We start from the raw sequence: 25,044 nt of genomic DNA, 5'->3' as shown, positions 1-25,044 counted from the left end.
GCGTCAGTGCTCGGCCATCACCACCCGGTTCCGCCCCTGCCGCTTGGCCGCGTACAGCGCGCGGTCGGCGGCTTGCAGCAGCGACTCCAGCGTGGCCGACGCTTCGCCCAGAGTGGCGACGCCGAAGCTGGCTGTGACCGCCAGTTGCTGGCCTGATGGCAGCGAGCATGGCGATTCTGCTATGCCCGCGCGCAGCCGCTCGGCCAGCGTTTCGCCGGATGAGGCGTTGCTGTGGCTGGCCAGCACCACGAACTCTTCGCCGCCGTAACGGCCGGCCAGGTCGTCTTCCCGGCAGATGCGCTCGATGATGGCGGCGACATGGACCAGCACCGCGTCGCCGCTGTCGTGGCCGTGCAGATCATTGACCTGCTTGAAGTGATCGATGTCGAACAGGATCAGCGTCGCCGATTCTCCCGTCCGGCGGGCGCGCGCGATTTCGGCGTCGGCGGTCTGGGTGAACGCGCGCCGGTTGGCGATGCCTGTGAGGAAGTCGATCCTCGACATCTCGGTCAGTTCGTCTATCAGCCGCTGCCGTTCCTGCTCCAGCACGCGTTTTTCCTGGTTGTTGCGCCGCAGGATGGTGATGGCGCGCAGCACGTCGCCGATTTCGTCCTTCCGCAGGGAGGCGGGGAGTTCGGCGTCCAGACTGCCGTGGGCGATGTCGGACAGCAGTTTGGACGCGGCCAGCAGCGGTTTGGCGATCCGCCAGCGGATGTAGGCGAACAGCGCCAGCTGCGCGATCAGCGCGATCACGCCCAAGGCGATGGCGCCGAGCAGATGCCGGAAGGCGGCCAGCCGCTGGGCGGCGGCCTCGTCGGCCGCGGTAGACAGCATGGTGTCGCGCAGTTCGACGATGCTGTGCAGGGTGGGTACGTAGCCGGCGGTGAATTCGGCCAGGCTGACCCGGTAAGGCCGGCCGAGCCGGCTGTCGAGCAGGATGTCGTCCACCTGGGCCAGCCCCTGCTGGAAATAGAGGCTTTCCATGTCTCCCATGGCCTGCCGCGGGCCCGGCTGCGAGGAGGGGATGTTGAGGCGCAGGCGGATGGTGCCGCGCAGTTGCTCGATGCGGCCGAGCAAGATGTGGATGTCACGGGCTTCGCTTTCCGTCAGCGGCCGTTTTTCCGCCAGCGCGGGCGTCAGTGTCGAGCCCAGCCGGCCGGCGTACTCCCGCAGTTCGGTCGCCAGGCGGGCGCCGCTGAGAGGATTGGACAACTGGGGATAGACGTTCGATGCTTGGGACGAGAGGGCGGTCACCGCTTCAAGGACTGCCGGCACCACATCGAACATCCGCCGGATCGGCGCCATGATTTCGTTCGAGGTGGGCGCCGGCGCGGCGATGGCGCGGTCCATGCCCAGGCGCGCTTCGCTCAGTTGCCGTCTGGCGGTCCGGACGGCGGCCAGCGCCTGCCGGTGGTAGGCAGAGTTCGAGGGCGACAGGGCCGTGACCAGATCCTGCAGCGCGCGGTCACTGGTTTGCCGGGCCGAGCGCAGCCGCTCGCGGGCAGTTGGGTCGGCTGGCGAGCCGATCAGGACGTTGGCCGGTCCCCGCTCGAAGGAAATCTTTTCCACCGCGACCATGGCGAGATGGGCGATCTGTATCGAGCCCAGCCCCTCGTTGGCTGAGTGGTACGCCGCCCATTCGCCGTTGATGATCCAGGCCAGCGGCAGGCAGGCGAGGATGAACAGAACGAAGGTGACGATGGTGAATATCTTGGACAGGCGCATCGGTCGTTCAGTGCAAGAGATGCTGCGATCAGCGCAGACGCTGTGCAAGATTGAGTATATGCGCGGCGGCGGCGCGGCTGGAGAAATTCGCCGCGCCCGGCCTCTGCGGCGCGCTATTCGTCCGCGCCCTCGCGCAGCTCCTTGAGCCGTTTGTAGATGGTGGCGCGCCCCATGCCCAGTACATTGGCCACGTAGTTGACCGCGCTCTTGCCGCCGAACGCGCCTTCCGCGTGCAGGGCGTCCACCAGTTCCCGTTTTTGCGTCCGGCCCAGCGTGTTGAGGCTGGCGCCGCGCTCGCGCAGCCAGCCGTGCAGGAAGAGGTTGATCCGTTCCTGCCAGTCGTCGCGGAACAGCTCGGCCGGCTGCGGCCGCACGCCGGCGCCCTGGAGCAGGATGTCCAGCGCTCCGCGCATCTCATCGAACACGGCGATATTGAAATTGATGCACATCATGCCGGCGGGCCTGGCCTGGTCGTCGAACAGCACCGCGCTGACGCTGCGCATCCGGCGGCCGTCCCAGTTCAGCTTTTCATAAGGGCCGACCATCCGCTCGCGCGCCGTTCCCGGAATTTCCTCCAACGCGGAGTCATCGCCCGGCTCGCGGCGGGACAGATTGTTGGCGATGTGGAGCACGGTCTGGTCGTGCAGGTCGTGGATCACCACTTCGACATAGGGGTGGAACAGGGTGGCGACGCCGTCGGCGATGTGGGCGTAGCGATTGAGCAGCAGGTCTTTCACCGGGGAGGGCGTGGTTCGGCGCATGGCGGTGGATGGATGGGAATGATGGTTGCGATTATAGACAGTTTGTCTCGATTTTGGACAGCGTCGTCTGTATGCCGCATCCGGCGATCTGGTTGGATAACCTTATTGATTCACTGTCATTCGATCATTTTCTTATCCGGATCGGCGAAAGCCATGGCGCTTTCTACCGGCTAATTTTGTATTAATTGTCTATTTTGTAATTTTTGTCTATATTTGAGGCGAGACGAACATCAAACCTCCTGCGGCGGGCCATGCCTGCCGCCGGGTAATTTATAGGACGCGACATCATGAACAATTTGTACCAGCGCATAGCGGACGCCCATCAAGCCTTGCGGTCGCAGGTAGCCGTCACGCCGTTGCAGCACAGCCCGGGGTTGTCGGCGCTGACCGGCTGCGAGGTGTATCTGAAGTGCGAGCATTTGCAGCGCACCGGCTCTTTCAAGTTCCGCGGCGCCAGCAACAAGATGCGGCTGCTGGACGCGGCGTCCCGCCGGCTGGGCGTGGCCACGGTGTCCAGCGGCAATCACGGCCTGGGCGTGGCGCTGGCCGGCAAGTTGGCGGGCGTGCCGGTGACGGTGTACTCGTCGGCGGCGGCTTCGGCGATGAAGCTGGACGCGATCCGGGCCCACGGCGCGAAGGTGGTCGCCATCGACGCGCCGATGCTGGAAGTGGAGCTGGAGGCGGCGCGGCGCGCCGAGCGGGACGGCCTGCCCTTCGTTCCGCCGTACAACGACATCGACGTCATCGCCGGCCAGGGCACGATAGGGATGGAGCTGGCCGAGCAGCATCCGGGCCTGGCGGCGGTGTTCGCGTCGGTGGGCGGCGGCGGCATGATTTCCGGCATCGGCGCCGCGCTGGAGGCGGTCAGCTCTGAGACCGAAATCGTCGGCTGCTGGCCGAGAGGCTCCCAGGCGCTGTACCGGAGCATGCTGGCGGGGGAGGTTGTCGAATGGGAGGAACTGGACACCATTTCCGACGGCACAGCCGGCGGCGTGGAGCCGGGCGCCGTCACGCTGCCCATCGCGCGGCGGGTGATAGGCCGGACCGCGCTGGTGGACGAGGCCGAGATCAAGGCGGCGATGCGCAAGGTGGCCGAGACCGAGCGCTGGATCGTCGAGGGCGCGGCTGGCGTTGCGGCGGCGGGGCTGATCCAGTTGGCCGAGCATTACCAGGGCAAGCCGGTGGCGGTGGTGCTGTGCGGCCGCAACATCAAGCTGGAGACATTCCTGGAGGCTTGCCATGCTGCTGCTTGACCGCGAGGCCATCGCCGCCCGCTTCGACTCCGACCGGGCGCTAGCCGCGGTGGAGGCGGGTTTCATCGCCTATTCGCGCGGCCGGGTCCAGTCGGCGCCGGCGCAGAATTTCCGCTTCGCCGACGCCAACGGCGACTGCTGCGTCAAGTCCGCGCACATCGCCGGCGAGGAGGCGCTGGTGGTCAAGGTGTCCACCGGCTTCTACGATAATCCGTCGCGCGGGTTGCCCAGCAACGACGGCCTGATGCTGGCCTTGTCGGCTCGGGATGGCCGGGTGCTGGCGCTGCTGCGGGACCAGGGCTGGCTGACCACGATGCGCACCGCGCTGGCGGGGCGGCTGGCCGCCAGGCTGCTGGCGCCGTCGCGAGTCGCGCGCATCGGGATGCTGGGCGCGGGCGAGCAGGCGCGCGCCCAGCTGGAGCAGTTGCGGGCGGTGACCAACTGCCGCGACTTGAGCGTGTGGAGCCGGCAGCCGGCCCAGGCCGCGGCGTTTTGCGATTACGCCGCGACCCTGGGTTTCCAAGCGAGGCCGGCGGCCGATCCGCGCGAGGCGGCGGCGGAGGCGAATCTGATCATCGCCGCCACGCCGTCGCGCGAGCCTTTGCTGCGGCGAGGCTGGATACGTCCGGGCACCCACATCACCGCGCTGGGGGCGGACGGCCCCGGCAAGCAGGAGCTGGATCCAGCCATCGCGGCCGAGGCCGACGTGGTGCTCGCCGATTCGCGGGCGCAGTGCGCGGCCTTTGGCGAGCTGTCTCATGCGGTGAAGGCCGGTTTGCTGGACCCGGCCCGCATCGTCGAGCTGGGCGACGCGCTGGCGCGGGGCGCACGCCTGCGGCGCAACGACGCCGAGATCACGCTGGCCGATCTGACCGGCGTCGCCGCGCAGGACGCGGCCATCGCCGCCAGCGTGCTGGGCTGACGCGGCGGCTCGGCGGCGCAATGGAAAACGGCCCCGTCAAGCGGGGCCGCGCGGAAGGGCTGGGATCAGGCCAGGTCGGTGATGACCAGCTTGGCGATGTTGAAGTAGATCACAAGGCCGGTGCCGTCGATGAAGGTGGCGATGAAGGGCGCGGACACCACGGCCGGGTCGATGCGCATCTTCTTCAGCACCATCGGAATGATGGATGACACGATGGCGCTCCATACCGTGATGGCGAACAACGTCAAGCACACCACCAGCGCCACTTCATGGCCGACGCCCAGCATCCAGGCTCGGAGCAAGCCCACCATGCCTATCGCCAGCGCGATCATGAACGAGGTGGTGACCTCCTTGCGCAGCACCGCGCCCAGGTTGCGCAGCCCCACCTCGCCCACCGCCATCGCCCGCACCAGGGTGGAGGTGATCTGGGTGCCGCTGTTGCCGCCAGTGCCGATCAGGAGCGGGATGAAGAAGGCCAGCGCGATCACCGCCTCCAGCTGTTCCTCGAATACCTGCAGGATGGTGCTGGTGTAGGCCTCGGCGGCGAACAGCAGCAGCAGCCAGGGCAGGCGCTTCTTCCACAGCGCCCAGGGGCTGCTTTCCAGATAGGGCGTATCCAGCGGCAGGCTGGCGCCCTGGCGCTGGGCGTCGTCGGTTTCCTCGTCGCGGATCAGCACGGCGATCTCGCGCTCGTACAGCGCGCCGGCCAGCTTGCCGCCGCTGACCACCGGCACGGTGTCAGGCGACTTTTCCTGCAGTTCCGGCGCCACGTCGCGGCGCAGCTGGCCGGGTTCGACCGAGTAATCGATGGACTGCATCAGCGCTGACACCGGGCGGGCGTCGTCCTTCTCGGTCAGCAGGGTTTTCAGCGACAGCCGGCCGTGCAGAAAGCCGCTGTCGTCGGTGACGAAGATCTGGGCCGGCACGTCGTCGTCGCGCAGCTGGCCCAGCATGTGGGCGCGGGCGTCGCCGGCCTTCATGTCGCGCCTGAGCGTGATCAGGGACACGCTCATATAGGAGGCGACGGTTTCCTTCAGTTTGATTTCCGCCGCGTTGCCGGCGGCGAGGGTGTGGCTTGCTACGTAAGTCATGGTGAGAAACTCCCCGTTTAGCTGTTTAAACCGCAAACAGTTCTCAATGGGGGCGACAACCAGGAGGAGAGTGCAGAAAGCGATCTCCGCGTCTAGGTTTTGGCACTATGCAACGTATCCGGGGGAAGTCACTTTGGGCTAAACCTTAATCCGATAAAGCCTGTCCTAACCTTGGGCGTCTCTCGACGTCGTCAGATCAGTGACCTGTGTTTGCATAGGAGCCTCGCCGAACGAGACACTGCATCTTTAATTTGAAGCGATGAACAAACGCCGGCGCGCATGGAGGACGCCGGTTCCGATCCTGTCTGAAACCGAGTCGCCGTTGCGTGACGAACAGACGGTCTGAATGTGAAAAGTTTTGTTTGTTCCATGGTTTTTTCGTTTTTAGCGAATAAATATCGTTTGCATGTTTGTTTTCGCGCAATATCCTTGCGGGATGGCGATTGCGGGTTCGCCGGCGCAATCTGGCCGTCTTGCCCCCGTGCTATGCTGTTCCGGTCGCGGCGGCATGCCGCGGCCCGCGATCGTGCCCGCGCAACCGGCACTCGTGTTCTGGATACACCGTATGAGCAAAAGCATCATTTCCGACATGGATGGCGTGATCTACCGCGGCAAGCAGCTGATTCCCGGCGCGCGCGAATTCATCCAGCTTCTGATCGACACCAAAACGCCTTTCCTGTTTCTGACCAACAACGCCGAGCAGACGCCGCTGGACCTGCGGCTGAAACTGGAAAGCCTGGGCATAGGCGGGCTGACCGAGGACAACTTCATCACCAGCGCGATGGCGACGGCGATGTTTCTGAAAAGCCAGACCCGCAAGGCGATGCCCACCGCCTACGTGGTGGGCGGGGCCGGCCTGATCAACGAGCTGTACAACGTCGGCTTCTCCATTTCCGAATCCCACCCGGACTACGTGGTGGTGGCCAAATCGCAGACTTTCAGCTTCGAGCAGATCAAGAAGGCGGTGCGCTTCATCGACCAGGGCGCCAAGTTCATCGGCACCAATCCGGACATGATCGACCCGATCGAGGGCGGCGGCTACGAGCCGGCGGCCGGCACGCTCTTGGCGGCGATAGAGGCCGCCACCGGCAAGAAGCCCTACATCGTCGGCAAGCCCAATTCATTGATGATGATGCTGGCCACCCGCAAGCTGGGCGTGCATCCGGAAGAGGCGGTGATGATAGGCGACCGCATGGACACCGACATCGTCGGCGGCCTGGAAGCCGGCATGTGCACCGCGTTGGTGTTGTCCGGCGTGTCCAGCCGCGAATCGATGGAGCAATTCCCCTACCAGCCGGATTACGTGTTCGGCAGCGTTGCCGACATTGACCCGCAGGTGCTGTGAGGCGGAGCGGGCGCTTTCGGCGCCCGTTTTTTTGGCGAACGGCCGGGCTAGAGCCGCTGACAATACCTCGCAGAGAGCCTGAGCCAAGGCGCGCCGACGCAGGATCAGGGTTTTGTTCGCGCTAATGCTGATGCTGGACCGGCAAGTCCGCGCCGTCGGCTTGTCCGGCCGCGCCGCGCGGGAACGCCCGCGGGCTGACCCAGGCGCCGACCAGAGCCAGCAACGCCGACATCGCCAGGATGGGCAGCGCGTCCGGCGGCGCGGCCGGCCGGGCCAGCGCGTGGATCAGCATGCCGGCCAGCGCCAGCGCGATGCTGGAGGACAGCGCGTCGCTCAGCTGCAGCGCGGAAGCGTTGCTGCCTTGCTCGTCCGGCCGGGACAGCTGCATCGTCAGCACCGACAACATCGGGAAGCTCAAGCCTATGCCCAGGCCGGTCACCGCCCAGCCGGCCACCACCCACCCCGCATGCAGCGACAGGGCCGCCGCGGCCAGCGCGGCGGACAGGCCTGCGGCCATCGCCGCAAAGCCTAGGGTCAGCCCGCGGCGGCGGGCAGCCTCGCGGTGTAGCCGCGCCTGGGTGGCGCTGCCCAGGCTCCACATCAGCGCGCTGGCCGTGAGCGCCAGGCCGGCCGAACCCAGGCTCCAGTGGTAGCGGGTGGTCAAGATCAAGGGAATGAAGGCTTCGCTGGCGAAGAAGGCGGCGGCGATCAGGCCGCGCATCGCCACCACCGAGGGCAGGCCTTCGGCGGCGCGCAGGCTGCCGGCGGGCAACAGGCGGCGCGCCGCGAAAAAGGCGAAGGCGAAGCCAACCGCGAGCGCCGGCAGCATGTACTGCGTTTGCGGCAGATGGCTGCTGCCGTGCAGGGCCAGCGCGCCGCAGGCGGCCAGCAGGCTCCAGCCCAGCCGCGGCCAGCGCATCGGTTTGGCGGCGCCGGCCGGCGCCTCCTGGCGGCTTAACGCGGGCAGCAGCAGCGCGCCGGCGATCGGCGTCAGCGCAGCCACCGCCAGGAAGACCGCGCGCCAGCCGAAGATGTGGACCAGGCCGGCGGCGATGCCGGGGCCGATCAGCGCGGGCACCACCCAGGCGCCGGCGAACATCGCGAACAGTTTGGGATGCAGCGCGGGCGGCACCGCGCGCGACATGCCCACGTAGATGGCCACGCCCAGCAGGCCGGAGCCCAGGCCCTGCATCAGCCGGCCCAGCACCAGCATGTATATGTCGGAGGCCGCGCCCGCCGCCAGCAGGCCGGCGATGAAGGCGGCCAGGCCCAGCCAGGCGGAGCGGGCGGCGCCGTAGCGGTCGCAGATCTCTCCGCCCAGCGTCATGCCCACCACCGAGGTGGCCAGCGTGCCGCCGAAGGCGATCGCGTAGAAATCCAGGCCGCCCAGAGCGGTGGCGACGGCGGGCATGGCCGCGGCGACGGCGATGGATTCGAAAGCCAGCAGCGAGATCAGCGCGATGCCGCCGATGCAGGCCGCGGTTCTGCCTTGGCTGAAGAGACTTTCATTCTTGACGGAGTGCTGCATGGGGACGCTCTTGTTGCGGTAAGAACCGTCATGATGAAAGTTGAAGTTAACTTTAAGTCAAGGGCGATGGTTTTCGGCGTCTCACGCGCCGGGGCAGGCGTCGGGCAGATCGTTCAGACCCTGGTTGTCGCGGCGGAAGCGGGCGGCGGGCTTGTCCTTGCCGTAATCGATGTCGATCACGTACAGGCTGTCGAAATCGTCCTTGCCCCAGACCGGCACGTGGGCTGCGCCGTCCTTGCCGCCGTAGCGGCGCATGATGTCGGCGGCCAGCGCCTGCAGTTGCTTGTGTTCCCAGGCGATGTAGACCGTCTTGCCGTGGCTCAGCGGATTGACCAGCTGTTGTCGCAGGCCGTCTATCGCCAGCATGTCGAACGCGGTGTTGACCGGCAGGCCCTGGGCGATGGCGGTGGGCTCTATCGTCGCCAGCGGGCGGATGTAGTTGAAGGTGCCGGCCGGGTCGCGCTTCTGGCTGGCGGTGGACGGCGCGTAGATCTGGTCTGCTTTGCCGTATTTGGCCGGCAGGGTCTTGATCAGCGCCAGCGAGCGGTTCAGCCCCTTGCAGCTGAGTTGGCCGTAGCCGCCGTCCGGCTTTTCGCCATGGCGCAGCATGACCAGGGTCTGGGTGTCGGCGAAGGCGGGCGCGGCGGCGAGCAGGGAGAGACAGAGGAGGGCGGTTTTCATCGGCGGAGTCCATGAGGGGCGAGACGCCCATTTCGCGCCAGCGCCGCGCAGGATGCAAGCGGAATCGCGCATCCGCGCGGGCGGCGGGCTCTCCGGCTCAGGCAATCCGGGCCGGCTGGGTATCCCGTTTTTCGATCAGGAAGTCCATCAGCGCCCGCACCCGCGGCGGCATTTGCGCGCGCGACGGCACGTAGAGGTAGAAGCCGGGAAACGGCGGGCACCATGGCCGCAGCACGCGGACCAGCCTGCCGTCTTGCAGATAGGGCCGTAGCGCCAGATCCAGATGCTGGATCAGGCCGCCGCCCTGCAATGCCGCGCGGATCATGCTTTCGTCGTCGTTGGTGGTGTAATTGCCAAGGGGCTCCACGGTGAAGTCCCGGCCGGCCTGGCCCGGCGCGGAGAATTCCCAGTGGAAGATGGCGCCGCTGGTGGTGTGGCGGAAGCGCACGCAGTTGTGCCGCGCCAGATCTTCCGGCGAGGCCGGTTCGCCGTGGCGGGCGAAGTAGTCTGGCGAGGCCGCCACCGCCATTTCCAGCCGCGGCGAAATCGGCACCGCGGTCACATGCTCCGCCAGGCTCTGTCCCAGGCGGATGCCGGCGTCGCAGCCGTCGGCGATGATGTTGGCCAGGCCGTCGTCCATGATCAGCTCAAGCCGAAGCTTGGGATGGCGCGCCAGGAACTCGGCCAGATGCGGCTCCACCAGCAGCTTGGCCGCGCTTCTGGACGTGTTGACCCGCAGCAGGCCGGCCGGCTCGTCCCGGCTTTCGCCGATGCCGCGCACGGCGGCCTTGATAGACAACAGCGCCGGAAACAACGTGTCATACAGCCGCTGGCCTTCCTCGGTCAGCGACATGTCGCGGGTGGTGCGGTAGAGCAGCTTGACGTTCAGCCTCTGCTCCAGCGCCTTCAGGTTTTGCGACAGCGCTGCGCGCGACACGCCCATTTCCGCGGCGGCGCGGGTGAAGCTGCGGTGATGGGCGACGTGGGCGAACCAGGCCAGAGAGGGAAGCAGCGTAGGGTCCATGGCGGCTTGATTGTAAATTTCATCTTATCACTGTAGTGCGGATTGTGGTCTTGTTCAATATCAATGCTCTCCCTACCATGCATTCACAGACGCCGGACCTGCTGTCCGGCTTGGGAAAACACCATGGATAGGCGCTTGCCCGTCCATCTTCAAACACAAGAGGCCTGCAAGCGCGACAAGCGCCGGCGGCCGGGAGAGCATCATGGCGGACAGCCGCATCAAGAAAGTCAGTTATCGCAACCTGGGCTGGAGCTCGGCGGCGGATCTATACCTGCCGCCGGACTTCGACGAAGGCCGGCGCTATCCGGCCATCGTCAGCACCCATCCGATAGGCAGCTGCAAGGAACAGACCGCCGGCAATGTCTACGCCGCTGCGCTGGCCCGCGAGGGCTTCGTCGTCATCGCCTTCGACGCCAGCTTCCAGGGCGAGAGCGGCGGCGAGCCGCGCTTCATCGAAGACCCGTCGATCCGGGTGTCCGACATCCGCTTCGCCATCGACTACCTGGTGACGCTGCCCTATGTCGACGCTGCGCGCATCGGCGCCATCGGCGTCTGCGGCGGCGGCGGCTACACCATCAACGCCGCGATGAGCGACCGCCGCATCCGGGCGCTGGCCTCGATCACCGGGGTGAACTTCGGCCGGCTGAGCCGCGAGGCCTTCAGCAACTTCGATCCCATCGGCGCGCTGCAGGCGATGGCCGAACAGCGCACCGCCGAGGCCCGCGGCGAAGCGCGGCATGTCATCAACTATTTGCCGCCGTCGTTTGAGGCCGCGATGAGCGCCGGCGTCGCCGACATCGACGTGCTGGAGGCCACCGACTACTACAAGTCGCCGCGTGGCATGCAGCCCAACGGCGCCACCAGCGGGCTGTTTTCGTTCAACAGCGCGGCGATAGCCTGGGACGCCTTCGCCCACGCCGAGTTGCTGCTGACCCAGCCGCTGCTGGTGGTGACGGGAGACAAGCCGGGTGGCTTCGGCGCCTACCGCGACAGCTGTGAAATCCACGGCCGGGCGGCGTCCAAGGTCAAGCAGTTGCTGGTGGCCGAGGGCTGGTCCCATTACGATCTGTACGACCGTCCCGAAGCGGTGGCGGTGGCGCTGGAAAAGTTGATCCCCTTTTTCCGGGAACACCTGTAAACCGCCGCGTCATTCGTACCAGATCGACACGCGGTTCAGTTCCGCCAGGACGCGGGGAGAGATCTTCAGCGTCCTGAGCGGATCGCCGGCGCCGCCGTAGACGAAGTCGTGGGCCAGCAGCAGGCGGTCCATCGCGCAGGGCAGATCCAGGCCCAGCAGCGGCACCGCGCCGGCGTCGCAGCCGGTGATCTCCCGCACGCGGCGGCGGTCCGCCAGGCGGGCGTGGCCGCGTCCGAGCAGTCGCGCCAGCTTGGCCCAGTCCACGCCGTCCCGTCCGCCGGACAGGATGCAGGCGAAGATGTCGCCGTCCGCCTCCACGATCAGCGTGGGGGCGGTCTGCGCCATGGCGATGCCGAAGTGCGCCGCGCCTTCTCGGGCCGAGCGCAGCGGCTTGCCGTGTTCCAGCACCTCTCCGCCGTGGCGATATGCCAGCGCGGCCAAGGTTTCCGGATCCCATTTCGTCATTCTGTCCCGCATCGTCACACCATCAGGATGCGCAGGCCCAGCAGCAGCATCAGCGCGCCGCCGCAGCCGTCTATCCACCGGCTCTTGCGGTGCAGGCCGCTCAGGATGGATGGGTGCGAGATCAGCAACGCCAGCAACGCGTACCAGCCGAAATCCAGTCCCATCGCGGTGACGATCAGCAGCACCTGGCTGCCGGCAGGCATGTCGGCGGTGACGAACTGGCTGAGCAGGGCGACGAACATCACCGCCAGGTGCGGATTGGACAGCGACACCGCCAGGCCGGTGCGCGCGGCGCGCCAGGCGGAGGTCGGCGCGGCGGCGGAGATGTCGTTGCTTGCAGCCCGCGCCGGGCGTGACGCCGCGCGCAAGCCCTGCACGCCCAGCCAGATCAGATAGGCCGCGCCGAGGCAGGAGATGATCTTGAACAGCAGCGGATGCGTCGCCATCACCATCGCCAGTCCCTGGGCGGCGGCCAGCGCGTACAGGCCCACGCCCAGCGCGTGTCCGATCGCGGCGGCCAGGCCGCCGCCGCGCCCGCCGCGGGCGGTCTGCTGCAATACCATCGCCAGGCTGGGGCCGGGCGACATCGCGCCCAGCATGCACACGGCGGCGAATTGCAGCCAAGTGGTCCAGGTCATAGCTTTCTCCTTGTTTCATGACAGTCCGGACAAAGTCTATGAGCTGGGCGCGGCGGACAGAACCGCCATCGGCGGATAGCCGCTATGCGTTCTCCGAATACTTGCTGACGCCGTGGATGGAGTGGTGCAGCACGTCGAACACGTGGCCGCGGAACCAGCGGTGCGCCGGGTCCTTGTCCGCCCGGCCGTGCCACAGCAGCCAGTAGCGGTAGGTGTAATCGATGAAGGGCATGGCCTTGGCATGCACCGGAAACTGGCGCTGGAAGCGGATGGCCAGGTGTTCTGGCAGCGTCAGCAGCAGCTGGCTGCGCGAGACGATGCTCAGCGCCGACACGAAATAGGGCGTGGCGATGCGGACTTGGCGGGATTGGCCTTGTTGCGCCAGCTGGATGTCGACGAAGCCGTCCTTGTCGCTGGCGGAGCTGACGCGCGCGTGCGGCCAGGCCAGGTAGTCGTCCCGCTCCAGCGCGGGCTTGTTCCGCAATGGATGGTCGTCGGCCATCACGCACATCGGCTGGTCCTGGCCCAGCGACTTGCCGTAGATATTGTCCGGCACCTCGTCGGCGATGGTGGAAACCAAGTCCGCGCTCCCATCCACCAGCATGTCGAAGCGGCCGGCCTGCCAGGGGAGGAACTTCAGGCGCATGTCCGGCGCTTGCGGCAGCACCCGGTCCAGAATGTCCGGCAGCATGTACTCGGCCAGGTAGTCGGAGCCGGCGAAGGAAAACTCCCGTGCGCAGACGGATGGATCGAACTGCGGCGGCTGGTACAGCCGCTCCACCTGCTCCAGCACCGTCTTCAGTCCCAGCCGCAGCTCTTCCGCCCGCTCGGTCAGCACGAAGCGCTGTCCCTCGCGCAGCAGCAGCGGGTCCTGGAACTGCGCGCGCAGCTGCACCAGGTGGCGGCTCATCGCCGACTGGGTCAGCCCCAGCTTGTCGGCGGCGCGGGTGAGATTGCGCGTTTCCAGCAGCGCCTCCAGCGAGCGCAGCAGGTTCAGGTTGAGCGGGAGAGGCATCGGGTATCCGTCATTGTCGGGCGATCATTGGCCCGGTTCGTTTTGCGTGATCTCTGGATTGTGGGCTGGACGGAGGTTTTAGGGAAGCTGTTGGCGCGAGCGAGTGATGGGGTGAGGCAGCTGTCATGATCTGGCGGCAATGACTGACGATGGCGGCCGCTTGTCGCCGACAATTGCCCACTGGCCGCCGAGCCGGCTCGTTTACTCGTTTAAGAGCATGCAAGGCGGAGACGCGCCAGATGCGCGGGGGCCGCTATCTCTCTGGCATGACGGCGTAATTTGGCTTGCCGGAGCCAGCGGCAATGTTTGCAATCACCAGTTGCACGTCTGGAGTCCGCTTGATGAAGGCTTCGATGCCGGCGGCGGCATTCCGGCTGCGGACGCAGCCTTCCACGTAAACGAAGCGGCGCTGCACGGTAAGCCACAAGCTGGCGTCGGCGAAGCGGCGGCTTTTGGCGAAGCGTCGCCGCAGATCGGCGGCGATATCCGCGTCGTACATGTAGGCGTTGGGCTTCGCGCATTGCTTGGCCAGCCAGCAGCTGGTGCCGCGCTCGATGCGCGAATGCGCCTGCTGTTTCATCTCCGCCTCGGTGGCGAATGGGCCCAGAGGAACCGGGCAGGCCGCTATCCGGTTGCGCACCTGGATGAACGGGTCGTTGAACCAGTTTTTGACCGCGGGAGCGGCGAGTGCCGCCCCGCATGCCAGTATCAGGCAATACCCCAGACTCCAGGCGCGGGCGGGCATGAGCTTTAAAGTGACAACTTCCATTCTTGCCAAGTCAGGCTTTTCCCGCTTTTGAGTGCATCAATGAAGGGAGGCGCTGCGCATACTTAGTGAAAAATACTGAACTTTCAGCAATGTTAGTAAAAATCCTGTGGCATGAGCGACGCATTTTGTTTTAGACGTCGAATAGAGATATTCGCGCAAAAAAAGCCCGCGCCTGAGCGCGGGCCAATGACGAAAGGGGGCAATCGGCGGATCAGTAATCCAGCTCCGCCGGAGCCTTGGCCTTGCTGTCCTGCGCCGCCTCGGCCACGGTGGCGTCGGTAGTCAGGATCAGGCTGGCGATGGAAGCCGCGTTTTGCAGCGCGGTGCGCGTCACCTTGGTCGGGTCGATCACGCCCATTTCCACCAGGTCGCCGAACTGGCCGCTGGCAGCGTTGTAGCCGTGGCTGCCCTTGCCTTCCAGCACCTTGTTGACGATGACCGACGGCTCGTCGCCGGCGTTGGCGGCGATGGCGCGCAGCGGCGCCTCCAGCGCGCGCAGCACGATCTGGATGCCGGCGTCCTGGTCGGCGTTGTCGCCTTTCAGCTCGCCCAAATGGGAGCGGGCGCGCAGCAGAGCGACGCCGCCGCCGGCCACGATGCCTTCTTCCACCGCGGCGCGGGTGGCGTGCAGCGCGTCGTCGACGCGGTCTTTCTTTTCTTTCATTTCGACTTCGGTGGCCGCGCCGATGCGGATCACCGCCACGCCGCCGGACAGCTTGGCCACGCGTTCCTGCAGCTTCTCGCGGTCATAGTCGCTGGTGGCGGCGTCGATCTGCGCCCGGATGGCTTGCACGCGGGCGTCGATCTTGGCCTTGTCGCCGGCACCGTCGATGACGGTGGTGTTTTCCTTGCCGATTTCCACACGCTTGGCGCTGCCCAGCTCGGCCAGGCCGGCTTTTTCCAGCGTCAGGCCGGTTTCCTCGGAAATGACGGCGCCGCCTGTCAGGATGGCGATGTCTTCCAGCATGGCCTTGCGGCGGTCGCCGAAGCCGGGCGCTTTCACGGCGGCCACCTTCAGGATGCCGCGCATGCTGTTCACCACCAGGGTGGCCAGCGCTTCGCCTTCCACGTCTTCGGCGACGATCAGCAGCGGCTTGCCGGCCTTGGCCACTTGCTCCAGCACCGGCAAGAGGTCGCGGATATTGCTGATCTTCTTGTCGTAGAGCAGCACCAGCGGGTCTTCCAGCACGGCGGTCTGTTTTTCCGGATCGGTGATGAAGTAGGGTGACAGGTAGCCGCGGTCGAACTGCATGCCCTCGACTACGGCCAGCTCGTTGTCCAGCGACTTGCCGTCCTCGACGGTGATCACGCCTTCCTTGCCCACCTTGTCCATGGCGTCGGCGATGATCTTGCCGATGGCCTCGTCGGAATTGGCGGACAGCGCGGCCACCTGGGCGGTTTCCTTGCTGTTGGTCACCGGCTTGGACAGGGTTTGCAGCTCCTTGATGACGGCATGGACCGCCTTGTCGATGCCGCGCTTCAGGTCCATCGGGTTCATGCCGGAGGCGACGTACTTCATGCCTTCCTGCACGATGGCCTGAGCCAGCACGGTGGCGGTGGTGGTGCCGTCGCCCGCCACGTCGGCGGTCTTGGACGCCACTTCCTTCACCATCTGCGCGCCCATGTTCTCGAATGGGTCTTTCAGTTCGATTTCCTTGGCGACCGACACGCCGTCCTTGGTGATGTGCGGCGCGCCGAAACTGCGGGCCAGCAGCACGTTGCGGCCTTTCGGCCCCAGAGTGACTTTCACCGCGTTGGCCAGCACGTTGACGCCGTTGACGATGCGCTCACGGGCGTTGTCGTGGAAGCGGACTTCTTTCGCAGCCATGGTTTAACTCCTGTGATGAATGGGGAAAATCAAGCAGCCTTGCGGCCGGATGCGGATGTCTCTTCGACCACGCCGAAGACATCCTCTTCGCGCAGCACCAGGTATTCCTGGTCGTCCAGCTTGACGGTCTGGCCGCCGTATTTGCCGAACAAGACCAAGTCGCCGACCTGCACTTGCATCGGCAGCAAGGCGCCGTCAGGCAAGCGTTTGCCGGGACCGACCGCGAGTACTTCGCCTTGCTCGGGCTTTTCCGCGGCGCTATCGGGAATGACGATGCCGGATGCTGTCTGGCGGACCTTTTCGACCCGCTTGACGATAATCCGGTCGTGCAGAGGACGGATTTGCATATCAATCTCCTGTGCGATTCAGATCATTGGAAACGGTAGGTAAGACCGGCTTGCAGCAGGCGCGAAGATGCCCGCGCTTGCCGGCCAAACTCAGCCCGGGGGCTGACGAATGACGAAGTAAGGGCGGGCCAAAAGCTTTTCAAGAGGTTTTTTCAGAAAAAATGCGACTAAAAAATGACGCGCTCGATGCGGCCGAAACGGTATTCGGTCCGGGCCGCCTTGCCGCCGCGGCAGGCGCGCGGCGCGAGCGGACAAGGGGGCTGGCGCAGCCCGGCTTCGCCCAGCGTGTCGTCTTCGGCCAGCTCGCGCCACAGCCCGCCATGCACCGGCCGAAACTGCCAGCAAACATAGCCGCGGCGAGCCGCCAGCCGCATCAGCTCGGGGCTGTCGGGCGCTTCGGCCACGACGCTTTCCTGGCCGTCGATCGCCGGCAAATCGCCAAAAGCCTGGCGGCAGGCCAGCTCCTCGCCGGCGGCGGCGCCCATGGTGTTGCAGCCGCGCCGCTCGTCGCGCAGCAGGCTCCAGGCGCCCAGCTGCCAGGCTGCGTCCAGAATCTCTTCCTCCAGCAGCGACAGCGCGCTCCATCTGCGCGTCAGCTGCAAGGCCGACGCCGGCACTTGCCGCAGCGAGGTTTGGCCCGTCGGCGCGCGGCCGGCGGCGGCTTTGCGGAACCCATGCCAATGAAGCATCAACAGCAGGGGGGTATCGGGGAAGGGAACCGCGCTGAGGCTGACCGCGAACAGCGGCAGGCGCATATGGCGGATCTGGGCGGACAAGGTATCGAACAATTCCATGGCGACACTCCATGACGATGGATGCGAAGACCTGCTTAGAGTGGCTGACAAAACCTCGCAAAGCACCTGAGCCAAGGCGCGCCGACGTAGACAGTACAGGCAGTACGGCAAGGAGGCGCAACGCAGGATCAGGGGTTTTGACCGCGACTCTTAAACGATAAAAACATTGCCGGCGCGAGGCAAGGGCATGCCTCGCTGTCATGGCCAGGCTTTCATTTCCACCCTTGCAGCCATTGGCCCGCGTCGCGCAGCGCTTGCCACGCCATGGTTTGCCGGCGCCGGGTATGGACCGCCTCCAGCGTCACCGTCTCCACCGCGGCGTCGGGCATAGGGCGGCCCAGCGCCACCACCAGAAAGTGTTTTTCCTTGTCGCGCGGCGCGGCGGCGGTCCATTTGCTGAGCAGCAATTTTTCAGGATTGAGCCGTCTAGTTGTCGCCACGGTCCTGCCTCACCCAGATCAGTTTGTCCGCCGGCACCCCCAGCCCGGCCGCCACCTCCAGCAGGGCGGGCTTGGCGGCGGGCGCGGCTTGTTTATCGCGCGACAGCAGCCACAGATAATCCTTGTCGGGCCCCACCACCACCGCCCAGCGGTAGCCGGGGTCCAGCGCCGCCACATGGTAGCCGCCGTAGAACGGTCCGAAGAACGACACTTTCAGCGAGGCGATGTCGGCAGGGCCGTTGAACCAGGCCTTGCCCACGGCTTGGCACCAGCTGGCGGCGGCGGCGTCATAGCCGCGGTTGACCACGCGGACGCTGCCGTCGGCGTTGCGGCTGTAGTCGGCGCTGACCGCCTGCAGGCCGCGTTCGAAGCGGTGGTCCAGGCGGGCGATTTCATACCAGCGGCCCTGGTAGCGTTCCAATTGGAAACCCTGCACCGGCGCGATGCCGGGCGGGGGCGCGGTATCGCAGCCTGTCAATGGCAGCACAGCGAGGGCGAACAGCGCGAGCGGGTTTTTCAGCATGGTGGATCTCACAGTGCGTCTAGATCGGATTGCAGCGCGGCGGCGCGCGCAGTGATGGCGGCGCGTTCGGCTTCCGGCAGCTTGTCCAGCTGGCGGTAGACCAGGGCCAGCCGCGGATTGGCGGCCAGCCGCGCGCGGTGGCGCTGGAAAAAGCCCCAGTACAAGGCATTGAATGGGCAGGCGTCGGCGCCGACGCGCTGCTTGGGCCGGTAACGGCAGCCGGCGCAGTAATCGCCCATGCGGCCGATATAGGCGGCGCTGCCGGCGTAAGGCTTGCTGCCCAGCAGCCCGCCGTCGGCGAACTGGCTCATGCCCAGCGTGTTGGGCAGCTCCACCCATTCGAAGGCGTCGATGTAGACGCCCAGATACCATTCATGCAGCGCTTGCGGCGACAGGCCGGCGATCAGGCCGAAATTGCCTATCACCATCAGCCGCTGGATGTGGTGGGCGTAGGCGTCTTCCAGCGATTGGCCGATGGCGTGCGCGAGGCAGCGCATGCCGGTATCGCCGTCCCAGAACCAGCGCGGCAGCGGCAGGCTGTGCGCCAGCGCGTTGCTGTCGCGGTAGCCGGGCATTTTGGCCCAATACACGCCGCGCACGTATTCGCGCCAGCCCAGTATCTGCCGCGCGAGGCCTTCTACCGCGGCCAGCGGCGCGCGGCCCTCCCGCCACGCGGCGACGGCGGCGTCCACCGTCTCGCGCGGCCCCAGCATTTTCACATTGAGCGCGAAAGACAGCAGCGAATGGAACAGCCGCCGCGCGCGCGGGCTCATCGCGTCCTGATAGGCGCCGAAATGCGGCAGCGCCTGTTCGACGAAGGCGCGCAGCTGCGCCAGCGCCTCGGCGCGGTTGAGCGGCCAGCGCAGCGCGTCCGCCTGCGGCTGGCCGAAGCTGTCGACACTGGCCTCCTGTATGGTTTGCCACAGTTCGCTGTGATCATGTGCCGGCCTCGGGTCTATTGGTTCGGGCGGGACGCCGGGCCAGCGCTGGCGGTTGTCGGCGTCGAAATTCCAGCGCCCGCCGGCGGGCTCGCCGTTTTCGTCCATCAAAATGCCGTGCTGGCGCCGCAGGTGACGGTATAGGGTCTCCTGCCGCCATTGCCGCCGCGCGCCGAAAAACGCCGCCGCCTCGCCGCGCGCGGTGTAGAAGTGCTCGCTGTCCGCCATGCGGCAGGGTATGGACAGTCCGGCTGCCCACTCCGCCAGCTGGCGGTCCAGCCGCCATTCGTCCGGGGCCTGGTATTCCACCGCCGCCGCGCGGTAATGGACGATCAGCGCGTCCAGATTGCCGGTCAGCGACTGGCGGTTGCTGGCGTCGTTGATCGCTACATAGCGCACGCGGTGGCCTTGTGATTTCAATTGGGCGGCGAAGTCGCGCATCGCGGCGAAGATGGCCAGGATTTTTTGCGCGTGGTGGCGCACGTAATCGGTTTCCTGGCGGATTTCCATCATCACATGCACCACGTTGGCGTCGGGCTCGGCGAACCAGCTGTGGCAGGGATTGAGCTGGTCGCCCAGGAGCAGCCGCAAGGTGGTCATGCGGCTTTGCCTTTCTGGCGGCGGCAGCGCTCCGAGCAATACTGGACGGCATCCCAGCTGGCGCGCCATTTCTTGCGCCAGCTCATGGCCCGGCCGCAGCCGGCGCAGGGCTTGGACGGCAGCGCCGCCTTGTTGCCCTTGAAGGTCCGCGCCGCCATCACACCACCTTGAGTTTCTTGCGCAGCCAGGCCACCGGCAGGCCCAGCACCGGTATTTTCTCGAACAGTTCTTCCGCCGCGTCCCAGTAGTCGCGGTGCAGCGCGATCTTGCCGCCGGCGTCGAACTGCAGATGGCTGCCGCCGTGGATATTGACCTTGCGTCCGGCGTAGACAAAGTCGAAATCCCAGGTGAGGAAGGCCTGGTCGCCGTCGCGCAGCGCGTGGATGACGGTGAAGCGCGGTTGCTCCAGCGTCTTGAACATGTGGCGGAACACCGCCTGGATGTCGGCGATGCCGCGCGCGTCGTTGAACGGGTCCTTGAAGCGGGCGTCTTCAGCGTAGAAGTGGCCGATATCGGGCAAGGTGTCCGGCGTCAACGTCTGGTACCAGTCAAGCAAAGCCTGCCAGTCGGCTTGGGAGGGGATGCGTTTCATGGTCGAGCCAGCCTCGCGAGCAAGGGCAGCCGCAGCCGGTAGGGCAGCAGCCGCAACAGTTTGAGCCATACGGTGAAGCGCAGCGGGAAGTGGATTTCAAACGCGCCGCGCGAAAGACCGCGCATGATGCTTTGCGCCGCCTGGCGCGGCGTCAGCAGCGCCGGCATGGCGAAGTGGTTCTTGGCGGTGAGCGGGGTGGCGACGAAGCCGGGATTGATCAGATAAACCGCCACCCCGCGCGGCTTGAGCTCGGTGTAGAGGATTTCCGCCAGATTGATCAGCGCCGCCTTGCCGGGGCCGTACACCGCCGCGCCGGGCAAACCGGCGTAACCGGCTACGCTGGCGATCAGCGCCACGCCTCCGCGGCCTTGCCGCGCCAGCGCCGGCAACACCACTTCCAGCCCGTGGTAGACGCCCAGCAGATTGGTGTCGAGCAGGCGGCGGGTTTCCTCGGCATGCAGGTCCAGACAGGTCTGCGGGCGGTAGTCGGCCGCGCAGAACACTATCAGGTCGGGCCGCGCGCCGTTTTGCTCCAGCCGCTCCCATCCCCGCCGCCAGGCCGCCGGATCGGTCACGTCCAGCGTTTCCACGCGCGCGCCGGCGCGGCCGGCGGCCAGCGCCTGCATCGGTTCGCCGCGCCGCGCCGACAGGATGACTTCGGCGCCGGCGTCCAGCAGTTCGGTGGCCAGCGCGGCGCCTATGCCGCTGGACGCGCCTATCACCCAGACGCGGCGCGCGCGCCAGTCTGGTATGGCCGGATTGAGGCGCAAGCTCACGGCCGCGGCTCCGGCTTGCGGAAAAACAGCGTGACTTCGCCCAGGCGGAAGCCGAACTTGCTCATCTCGGCGCGGTTGAGCAGGCTGCGCTCGTCTTGCAGGAACATCCAGTCATCAAACTGCACCTGGTATTCCTTGCCGTCCACCGGCAGCTTCAGCGTGTAGCGCCAGCGCAGCGCGTTGCCGGCCGTCTCGCCGACGGCCTCGCCCACCACATCGTCGGCCACGCCGCGCCAGCGGTCGTCGCCTATGGGCTTGAGCCGCCATACCCGCTGCTGGCGGCTGCCGTCGCTGTAATGGAAGCGCTCGGTCAGCACCAGCTCGTCTCCCTGGCGCTCGCCGTCCATGTCTACGGTAAAGCGCTTCAGCAATCGGCCCTGCCTATCCTGGAACATGCCCCAGGCCTCGGTTTTGCCGAGGAAAAACCGGCCGGGGTCGAGCAGCGGTCGATTGGCGGCGTAATCGGCTACCGACGGTCCGGCGCAACCCGTCAGCAAGGCCAGCAAGGAGGCGAGGGCGGCGCGCGGCATCACGCATTCCTTTCCAGCAGAAATTGCGAAACGCCGATGCGGCCTTCGTCGAAACCGGCTTCGCAGTAGCACAGATACAGCCGCCACAGCCGGATGAAGGCCTCATCGAAGCCTTGGGCGCGGATGGCGACGAGGTTGGCCTCGAAAGCATCGCGCCAGCGGCGCAGGGTTTCCGCGTAGTCGGCGCCGAAATCCAGCCGGCCGCGGCATGCCAGGCCGCTTTGCTGCGCGGCCCGCTGGAAGCGCTCGCGGCTGGGAAGCATGCCGCCGGGGAAGATGAAGGTCTGGATGAAGTCGGCGCCGGCGCGGTACGCCTCGAAGCGGGACTCCTCTATGGTGATGCTTTGCGCCAGCGCCAGGCCGCCCGGCTTCAGGCAGCGGCGCAGGGTGTCGAAATAGCCGCGCCAGTAGTGCTCGCCCACCGCCTCGAACATTTCGATCGACACGATGGCGTCGTATTGGCCGGAGAGGTCGCGGTAGTCGCGGTGCTCCAGCCTGACCAGCGGTTCGTTGGCCAGGCGGCGGCGGGCGAAGTCCAGCTGCGCGTCCGAGATGGTGATGCCATGCACCGCCACGCCGAGGCGGGCGGCATGCTCGGCGAAGCCGCCCCAGCCGCAGCCGATTTCCAGCACCCGCATGCCGGGGCGCAGCCGCAGTTGCTCGCAGATGCGCTGGTACTTGCGCGCTTGCGCGTCGGCCAAGGGCAGGCTGTGGTCGCCGTCGAACCAGGCGCTGGAATAGGTCCAGCTCGGGTCCAGCCACAGCTGGTAAAAATCGTTGCCGATATCGTAATGGGCGTGGATGTTGCGCCGGCTGCCGCGGCGGCTGTTGGCGCGCAAGAGGTGGCGCAGCTTGTGCCAGCAGCGCGCGGCCCAGCGGCCTAGCTTGCCCAGCTGCAAGGCGTCTTCGTTGCGCAACGCCAGCCGCAGCAGCGCCGTCAGGTCCGGGCTATCCAGCCAGCCGTCGCGGCAGGCCTCGGCAAAGCCGATATCGCCGCCGGCCATGATGCGGCCGCAGGCGCGCCAGTCGCGCAGCTGCAGCTCGGCGTCGGTTTCCGCATGGAGAGCGCCGAACCACAGGGTCTCGCCATCCGGGGTGATGAGTTTGAGGCTGCCGTGGCGCAGTTTCGACAATAGGGCCAGCAGCGCCCGCCCGGCGGCGGGAATATCGGGACGGGACAAGGCGATGGGTTGGCTTGCGCTCATGGCTTCAGCTCCTGGCCGCGGCTGAGCGCGGCGGCGGGGGGATGAGGTTTGCGGAAAAAGGGCACTCGTTTGAGCCACAGCCGCAGCGCCTGCCAGTGGATGCGGGCGATGACGCCCAGAGTCAGCAGCGGCTGGCGCAGCAGGGCGCGCGCGGCGGCGCCCGGCGTAAGCGGCGCCAGGCGGCCAGAGATGGCGGTGTGCAGCAGCGGGCCGGCGTCGTTGTGGTAGTCGATGCGGACCAGCGCATGGTCTCCGCTTTGATGGAAGCGGAAGCGGTAGTGGCCTTCGACGCGGCAAAACGGCGAGACGTGCAGCAGTTTGCGGCATGAGAGCTGGCTGGCGGCGGAGATGGAGCCGCCGCCAGTCTGGCTCAACAGATAGCCATGCCTTTCGCCAAAGGTATTGTTCACCTCGGCCAGCACCGCGATCAACTGGCCGGAGGCGTCGTGGCAATGCCAGAAACTGACCGGGTTGAACACATAGCCGAACACGCGCGGAAAGGTTTGCAGCCAGACCTCGCCGTCGGCGGGCAGGCCGGCCTCGGCCAGCCGCGCGCGTATCCACGGCAAGAGCGGCGAGCCGTCGCGCGGGCCGTAGTCGCGCGTGCGCAGCGACAGCGGCCGCCAGCGGTCGACGCCAAACCAGAAGCCGCGCAGGCTTTCTAGCTTGGCCAGATTCAAGCGCAGGCAGAAAACCGGATAGACGAAGCGATTGGGCGCCGGCCGCAAGCGGCGGTGCATCACCTGCCCGGTCAACAGATAGGCGCCGCTCATTTTTCCAACCTCGCCCAGGCCGGGGCCAGCCCAAAATCCCGCGCCACGCGCAGCGCGGAGTTCAGTCCGTCTTCGTGGAAGCCGTAGCCGGTCCAGGCGCCGGCGAACCAGCAGGCAGGGCGACCCTGAATGCCGGGCAAAGCCTTTTGCGCGGCGATGGCGAAGGTGTCAAGCAGCGGATGCTCGTAATGATAGCGGCCTAGCACCTTGGCCGGATCGGGGGGGCGCGGCGGGTTCAAGGTGACCGCCACCGGCGTGGAGACAGGCAGGGGCTGCAGTTGGTTGAGCAGATAGCTGACGCCTACCGCGCGGCTGTCGTCATCGTCGTCAGACAGGAAATTCCAGGCTGACCAGGCCGCTTCGCGGCGGGGCAGCAAAGAGGCGTCGGTATGCAGCACCGCCTCATTGGCCTGATAACGGACGGCGGACAGCATCTTGCGCTCCAAATCATCGGCATCCGCCAGCATGGCCAGCGTTTGCGGCGCATGGGTGGCGAAAACGACGCTGTCGAAGGTTTCTTCGCTGGAGGCGGTCAGCAGGCGCGCGCGGCCATCCACCCGGGTGACGCGCAGCACCGGCGTAGACAGCCGGACATCCGCCAGGCCGGCGGCGATTTTCTCGACATATTGCCGTGCGCCGCCCGGCACCGTGCGCCATTGCGGCCGGTCGCGCAATTGCAGCAGGCCATGGTTCAGGCAGAAGCGCAGGAAAGTCTCGGCCGGAAAGGACAGGATGTCGCGGCAGGGGCTGGACCAGATCGCCGCCGCCATCGGCAGCAGGTAGTGGCGGCGAAAGCGCGCGCCGTATCCGTCCGCGTCCAGCAAGCGTCCCAGGCTTTGCGGGGTCTCGATCGCGCGGCGCAGATTGCGCTCCGCCTCGCGGTTGAAGCGCAGGATGTCGGACAGCATGCCCCAGAAGCCGGGCGACAGCAGATTGCGGCGCTGGACGAACACGCTGTTCAGATCGCGGCCCGCCCACTCCAGCCGGCCCTGGCCCAAGGAGACGCTGAACGACATGTCGCTGGGATGACTGCGAATGCCCAGTTCCTGGAACAAGGCGATGAGGTTGGGATAGGTGCGATCGTTGAATACCAGAAAGCCGGTATCGACGGCGAAGTCGCGGCTGTCGACCGTGACGTCGACGGTGTGGGTATGGCCGCCCAGGTAGTCGGCGGCTTCGAACAGCGTCACCGCGTGCCGTCGGCAGAGAAAGTAAGCCGTGGCAAGGCCGGCGATGCCGCCGCCTATCACGGCGATGCGTTGTGGCGATGTGGCGTTCACCATGTCGTCCTGTCGCGAGGTAGGAAATCCGCCGGCTTGGCAGTGCGCCGGCGCTGCTTTATA

At 66.5% G+C, this 25,044-nt stretch carries 27 protein-coding genes and 1 riboswitch; of the genes, 4 read left to right on the top strand and 23 right to left on the bottom strand.

What is annotated here, in order from left to right; translation table 11 throughout:
* Positions 1-3: 3 nt before the first annotated feature.
* Positions 4-1,725: a diguanylate cyclase gene (locus tag BKX93_RS07005; RefSeq protein WP_070979311.1), complete on the bottom strand. Its 1,722-nt coding sequence runs from the start codon at positions 1,723-1,725 to the stop codon at positions 4-6.
* A gap of 113 nt (positions 1,726-1,838) precedes the next feature.
* Entirely contained in the window at positions 1,839-2,486 is a 648-nt protein-coding gene (locus BKX93_RS07000) for a helix-turn-helix transcriptional regulator (protein WP_070979309.1), read from the bottom strand.
* A gap of 287 nt (positions 2,487-2,773) precedes the next feature.
* Between BKX93_RS07000 and BKX93_RS06995 the strand changes: the two genes are divergently transcribed.
* Together BKX93_RS06995 and BKX93_RS06990 are read left to right on the top strand one after the other, a co-directional pair.
* Positions 2,774-3,739 carry a threonine/serine dehydratase gene (locus BKX93_RS06995; protein WP_070979307.1) on the top strand — a complete coding sequence of 322 codons (966 nt, stop codon included), beginning with the start codon at positions 2,774-2,776 and terminating at the stop codon, positions 3,737-3,739.
* Complete coding sequence (locus tag BKX93_RS06990; protein WP_070979306.1) at positions 3,726-4,661, top strand: ornithine cyclodeaminase family protein; 936 nt, start codon at positions 3,726-3,728, stop codon at positions 4,659-4,661. Before BKX93_RS06995 ends, BKX93_RS06990 begins: the two co-directional genes overlap by 14 nt.
* 65 nt (positions 4,662-4,726) lie before the next feature.
* Here the strand turns inward: BKX93_RS06990 and BKX93_RS06985 are convergent, their stop codons facing one another.
* Positions 4,727-5,752, bottom strand: a complete 1,026-nt coding sequence (locus BKX93_RS06985; RefSeq protein WP_046157051.1) for a magnesium transporter — start codon at positions 5,750-5,752, stop codon at positions 4,727-4,729.
* A 77-nt stretch (positions 5,753-5,829) separates the two neighbouring features.
* Positions 5,830-5,994, bottom strand: a riboswitch (M-box (ykoK) riboswitch).
* Between the two features lie 323 nt (positions 5,995-6,317).
* Between BKX93_RS06985 and BKX93_RS06980 the strand changes: the two genes are divergently transcribed.
* Positions 6,318-7,097: an HAD-IIA family hydrolase gene (locus tag BKX93_RS06980; protein WP_070979304.1), complete on the top strand. Its 780-nt coding sequence runs from the start codon at positions 6,318-6,320 to the stop codon at positions 7,095-7,097.
* Between the two features lie 121 nt (positions 7,098-7,218).
* On the opposite strand, the gene BKX93_RS06975 is transcribed toward BKX93_RS06980, so the two are convergent.
* The 3 genes from BKX93_RS06975 to BKX93_RS06965 all read right to left on the bottom strand — a co-directional run bounded on the left by BKX93_RS06975 (position 7,219) and on the right by BKX93_RS06965 (position 10,330).
* Positions 7,219-8,625 carry an MFS transporter gene (locus BKX93_RS06975; protein WP_052729257.1) on the bottom strand — a complete coding sequence of 469 codons (1,407 nt, stop codon included), beginning with the start codon at positions 8,623-8,625 and terminating at the stop codon, positions 7,219-7,221.
* Between the two features lie 81 nt (positions 8,626-8,706).
* Positions 8,707-9,306: a hypothetical protein gene (locus BKX93_RS06970; protein ID WP_046157050.1), complete on the bottom strand. Its 600-nt coding sequence runs from the start codon at positions 9,304-9,306 to the stop codon at positions 8,707-8,709.
* A 97-nt stretch (positions 9,307-9,403) separates the two neighbouring features.
* The gene (locus BKX93_RS06965; RefSeq protein ID WP_070979302.1) at positions 9,404-10,330 is read right to left on the bottom strand and encodes a LysR family transcriptional regulator; all 927 of its coding nucleotides are present in this window, start codon (positions 10,328-10,330) and stop codon (positions 9,404-9,406) included.
* Between the two features lie 202 nt (positions 10,331-10,532).
* On the opposite strand from BKX93_RS06965, the gene BKX93_RS06960 reads away from it, so the two are divergent.
* Positions 10,533-11,468 (top strand): alpha/beta hydrolase, encoded by a 936-nt coding sequence (locus BKX93_RS06960; RefSeq protein WP_070979301.1) that lies wholly within the window; start codon positions 10,533-10,535, stop codon positions 11,466-11,468.
* A 9-nt stretch (positions 11,469-11,477) separates the two neighbouring features.
* Here the strand turns inward: BKX93_RS06960 and BKX93_RS06955 are convergent, their stop codons facing one another.
* The 17 genes from BKX93_RS06955 to BKX93_RS06880 form a co-directional block, all read right to left on the bottom strand.
* Positions 11,478-11,933: an aminoacyl-tRNA deacylase gene (locus BKX93_RS06955; RefSeq protein ID WP_070979299.1), complete on the bottom strand. Its 456-nt coding sequence runs from the start codon at positions 11,931-11,933 to the stop codon at positions 11,478-11,480.
* A 14-nt stretch (positions 11,934-11,947) separates the two neighbouring features.
* Positions 11,948-12,571, bottom strand: a complete 624-nt coding sequence (locus BKX93_RS06950) for a LysE family translocator (protein WP_070979298.1) — start codon at positions 12,569-12,571, stop codon at positions 11,948-11,950.
* A gap of 82 nt (positions 12,572-12,653) precedes the next feature.
* Complete coding sequence (locus BKX93_RS06945; protein ID WP_046157045.1) at positions 12,654-13,586, bottom strand: LysR family transcriptional regulator; 933 nt, start codon at positions 13,584-13,586, stop codon at positions 12,654-12,656.
* A 253-nt stretch (positions 13,587-13,839) separates the two neighbouring features.
* The gene (locus tag BKX93_RS06940) at positions 13,840-14,331 is read right to left on the bottom strand and encodes a BON domain-containing protein (RefSeq protein WP_052729256.1); all 492 of its coding nucleotides are present in this window, start codon (positions 14,329-14,331) and stop codon (positions 13,840-13,842) included.
* A 235-nt stretch (positions 14,332-14,566) separates the two neighbouring features.
* Positions 14,567-16,183 carry a chaperonin GroEL gene (gene groL / locus BKX93_RS06935; RefSeq protein ID WP_046157044.1) on the bottom strand — a complete coding sequence of 539 codons (1,617 nt, stop codon included), beginning with the start codon at positions 16,181-16,183 and terminating at the stop codon, positions 14,567-14,569.
* A gap of 29 nt (positions 16,184-16,212) precedes the next feature.
* Positions 16,213-16,530, bottom strand: a complete 318-nt coding sequence (locus tag BKX93_RS06930; protein ID WP_046157043.1) for a co-chaperone GroES — start codon at positions 16,528-16,530, stop codon at positions 16,213-16,215.
* Positions 16,531-16,697: 167 nt separating this feature from the next.
* The gene (locus BKX93_RS06925) at positions 16,698-17,324 is read right to left on the bottom strand and encodes a diguanylate cyclase (RefSeq protein ID WP_070979297.1); all 627 of its coding nucleotides are present in this window, start codon (positions 17,322-17,324) and stop codon (positions 16,698-16,700) included.
* 212 nt (positions 17,325-17,536) lie between these two features.
* Entirely contained in the window at positions 17,537-17,764 is a 228-nt protein-coding gene (locus BKX93_RS06920) for a TIGR02450 family Trp-rich protein (protein ID WP_070979295.1), read from the bottom strand.
* Positions 17,751-18,287, bottom strand: coding sequence for a lipocalin family protein (locus tag BKX93_RS06915; protein ID WP_070979292.1), 537 nt, complete (start codon positions 18,285-18,287; stop codon positions 17,751-17,753). The genes BKX93_RS06920 and BKX93_RS06915 overlap by 14 nt, the downstream gene beginning before the upstream one ends.
* A gap of 8 nt (positions 18,288-18,295) precedes the next feature.
* On the bottom strand, positions 18,296-19,825 hold the full coding sequence (locus BKX93_RS06910; protein WP_070979291.1) for a cryptochrome/photolyase family protein: 1,530 nt from the start codon (positions 19,823-19,825) through the stop codon (positions 18,296-18,298).
* A complete protein-coding gene (locus BKX93_RS25665) occupies positions 19,822-19,983 on the bottom strand; it encodes a DUF2256 domain-containing protein (RefSeq protein ID WP_080770358.1) in 162 nt (53 codons plus the stop codon). Before BKX93_RS25665 ends, BKX93_RS06910 begins: the two co-directional genes overlap by 4 nt.
* Positions 19,983-20,417 carry a nuclear transport factor 2 family protein gene (locus tag BKX93_RS06905; protein WP_070979289.1) on the bottom strand — a complete coding sequence of 145 codons (435 nt, stop codon included), beginning with the start codon at positions 20,415-20,417 and terminating at the stop codon, positions 19,983-19,985. The genes BKX93_RS25665 and BKX93_RS06905 overlap by 1 nt, the downstream gene beginning before the upstream one ends.
* Positions 20,414-21,193: an SDR family NAD(P)-dependent oxidoreductase gene (locus BKX93_RS06900; protein ID WP_070979287.1), complete on the bottom strand. Its 780-nt coding sequence runs from the start codon at positions 21,191-21,193 to the stop codon at positions 20,414-20,416. Before BKX93_RS06900 ends, BKX93_RS06905 begins: the two co-directional genes overlap by 4 nt.
* Positions 21,190-21,723, bottom strand: a complete 534-nt coding sequence (locus BKX93_RS06895) for a DUF3833 domain-containing protein (protein WP_046157037.1) — start codon at positions 21,721-21,723, stop codon at positions 21,190-21,192. Before BKX93_RS06895 ends, BKX93_RS06900 begins: the two co-directional genes overlap by 4 nt.
* The gene (locus BKX93_RS06890) at positions 21,723-22,928 is read right to left on the bottom strand and encodes an SAM-dependent methyltransferase (RefSeq protein WP_046157036.1); all 1,206 of its coding nucleotides are present in this window, start codon (positions 22,926-22,928) and stop codon (positions 21,723-21,725) included. Before BKX93_RS06890 ends, BKX93_RS06895 begins: the two co-directional genes overlap by 1 nt.
* Positions 22,925-23,701, bottom strand: coding sequence for a DUF1365 domain-containing protein (locus BKX93_RS06885; RefSeq protein WP_070979285.1), 777 nt, complete (start codon positions 23,699-23,701; stop codon positions 22,925-22,927). The genes BKX93_RS06890 and BKX93_RS06885 overlap by 4 nt, the downstream gene beginning before the upstream one ends.
* Positions 23,698-24,984, bottom strand: a complete 1,287-nt coding sequence (locus BKX93_RS06880) for an NAD(P)/FAD-dependent oxidoreductase (protein WP_070979283.1) — start codon at positions 24,982-24,984, stop codon at positions 23,698-23,700. The genes BKX93_RS06885 and BKX93_RS06880 overlap by 4 nt, the downstream gene beginning before the upstream one ends.
* Positions 24,985-25,044 lie beyond the last annotated feature (60 nt).

The sequence above is a fragment of the Chromobacterium vaccinii genome, from assembly GCF_001855275.1.
Classification (GTDB): domain Bacteria; phylum Pseudomonadota; class Gammaproteobacteria; order Burkholderiales; family Chromobacteriaceae; genus Chromobacterium; species Chromobacterium vaccinii.
The sequence above is the reverse complement of the archived record's forward strand: the minus strand, read 5'-3'. Positions and strand labels throughout refer to the sequence as shown.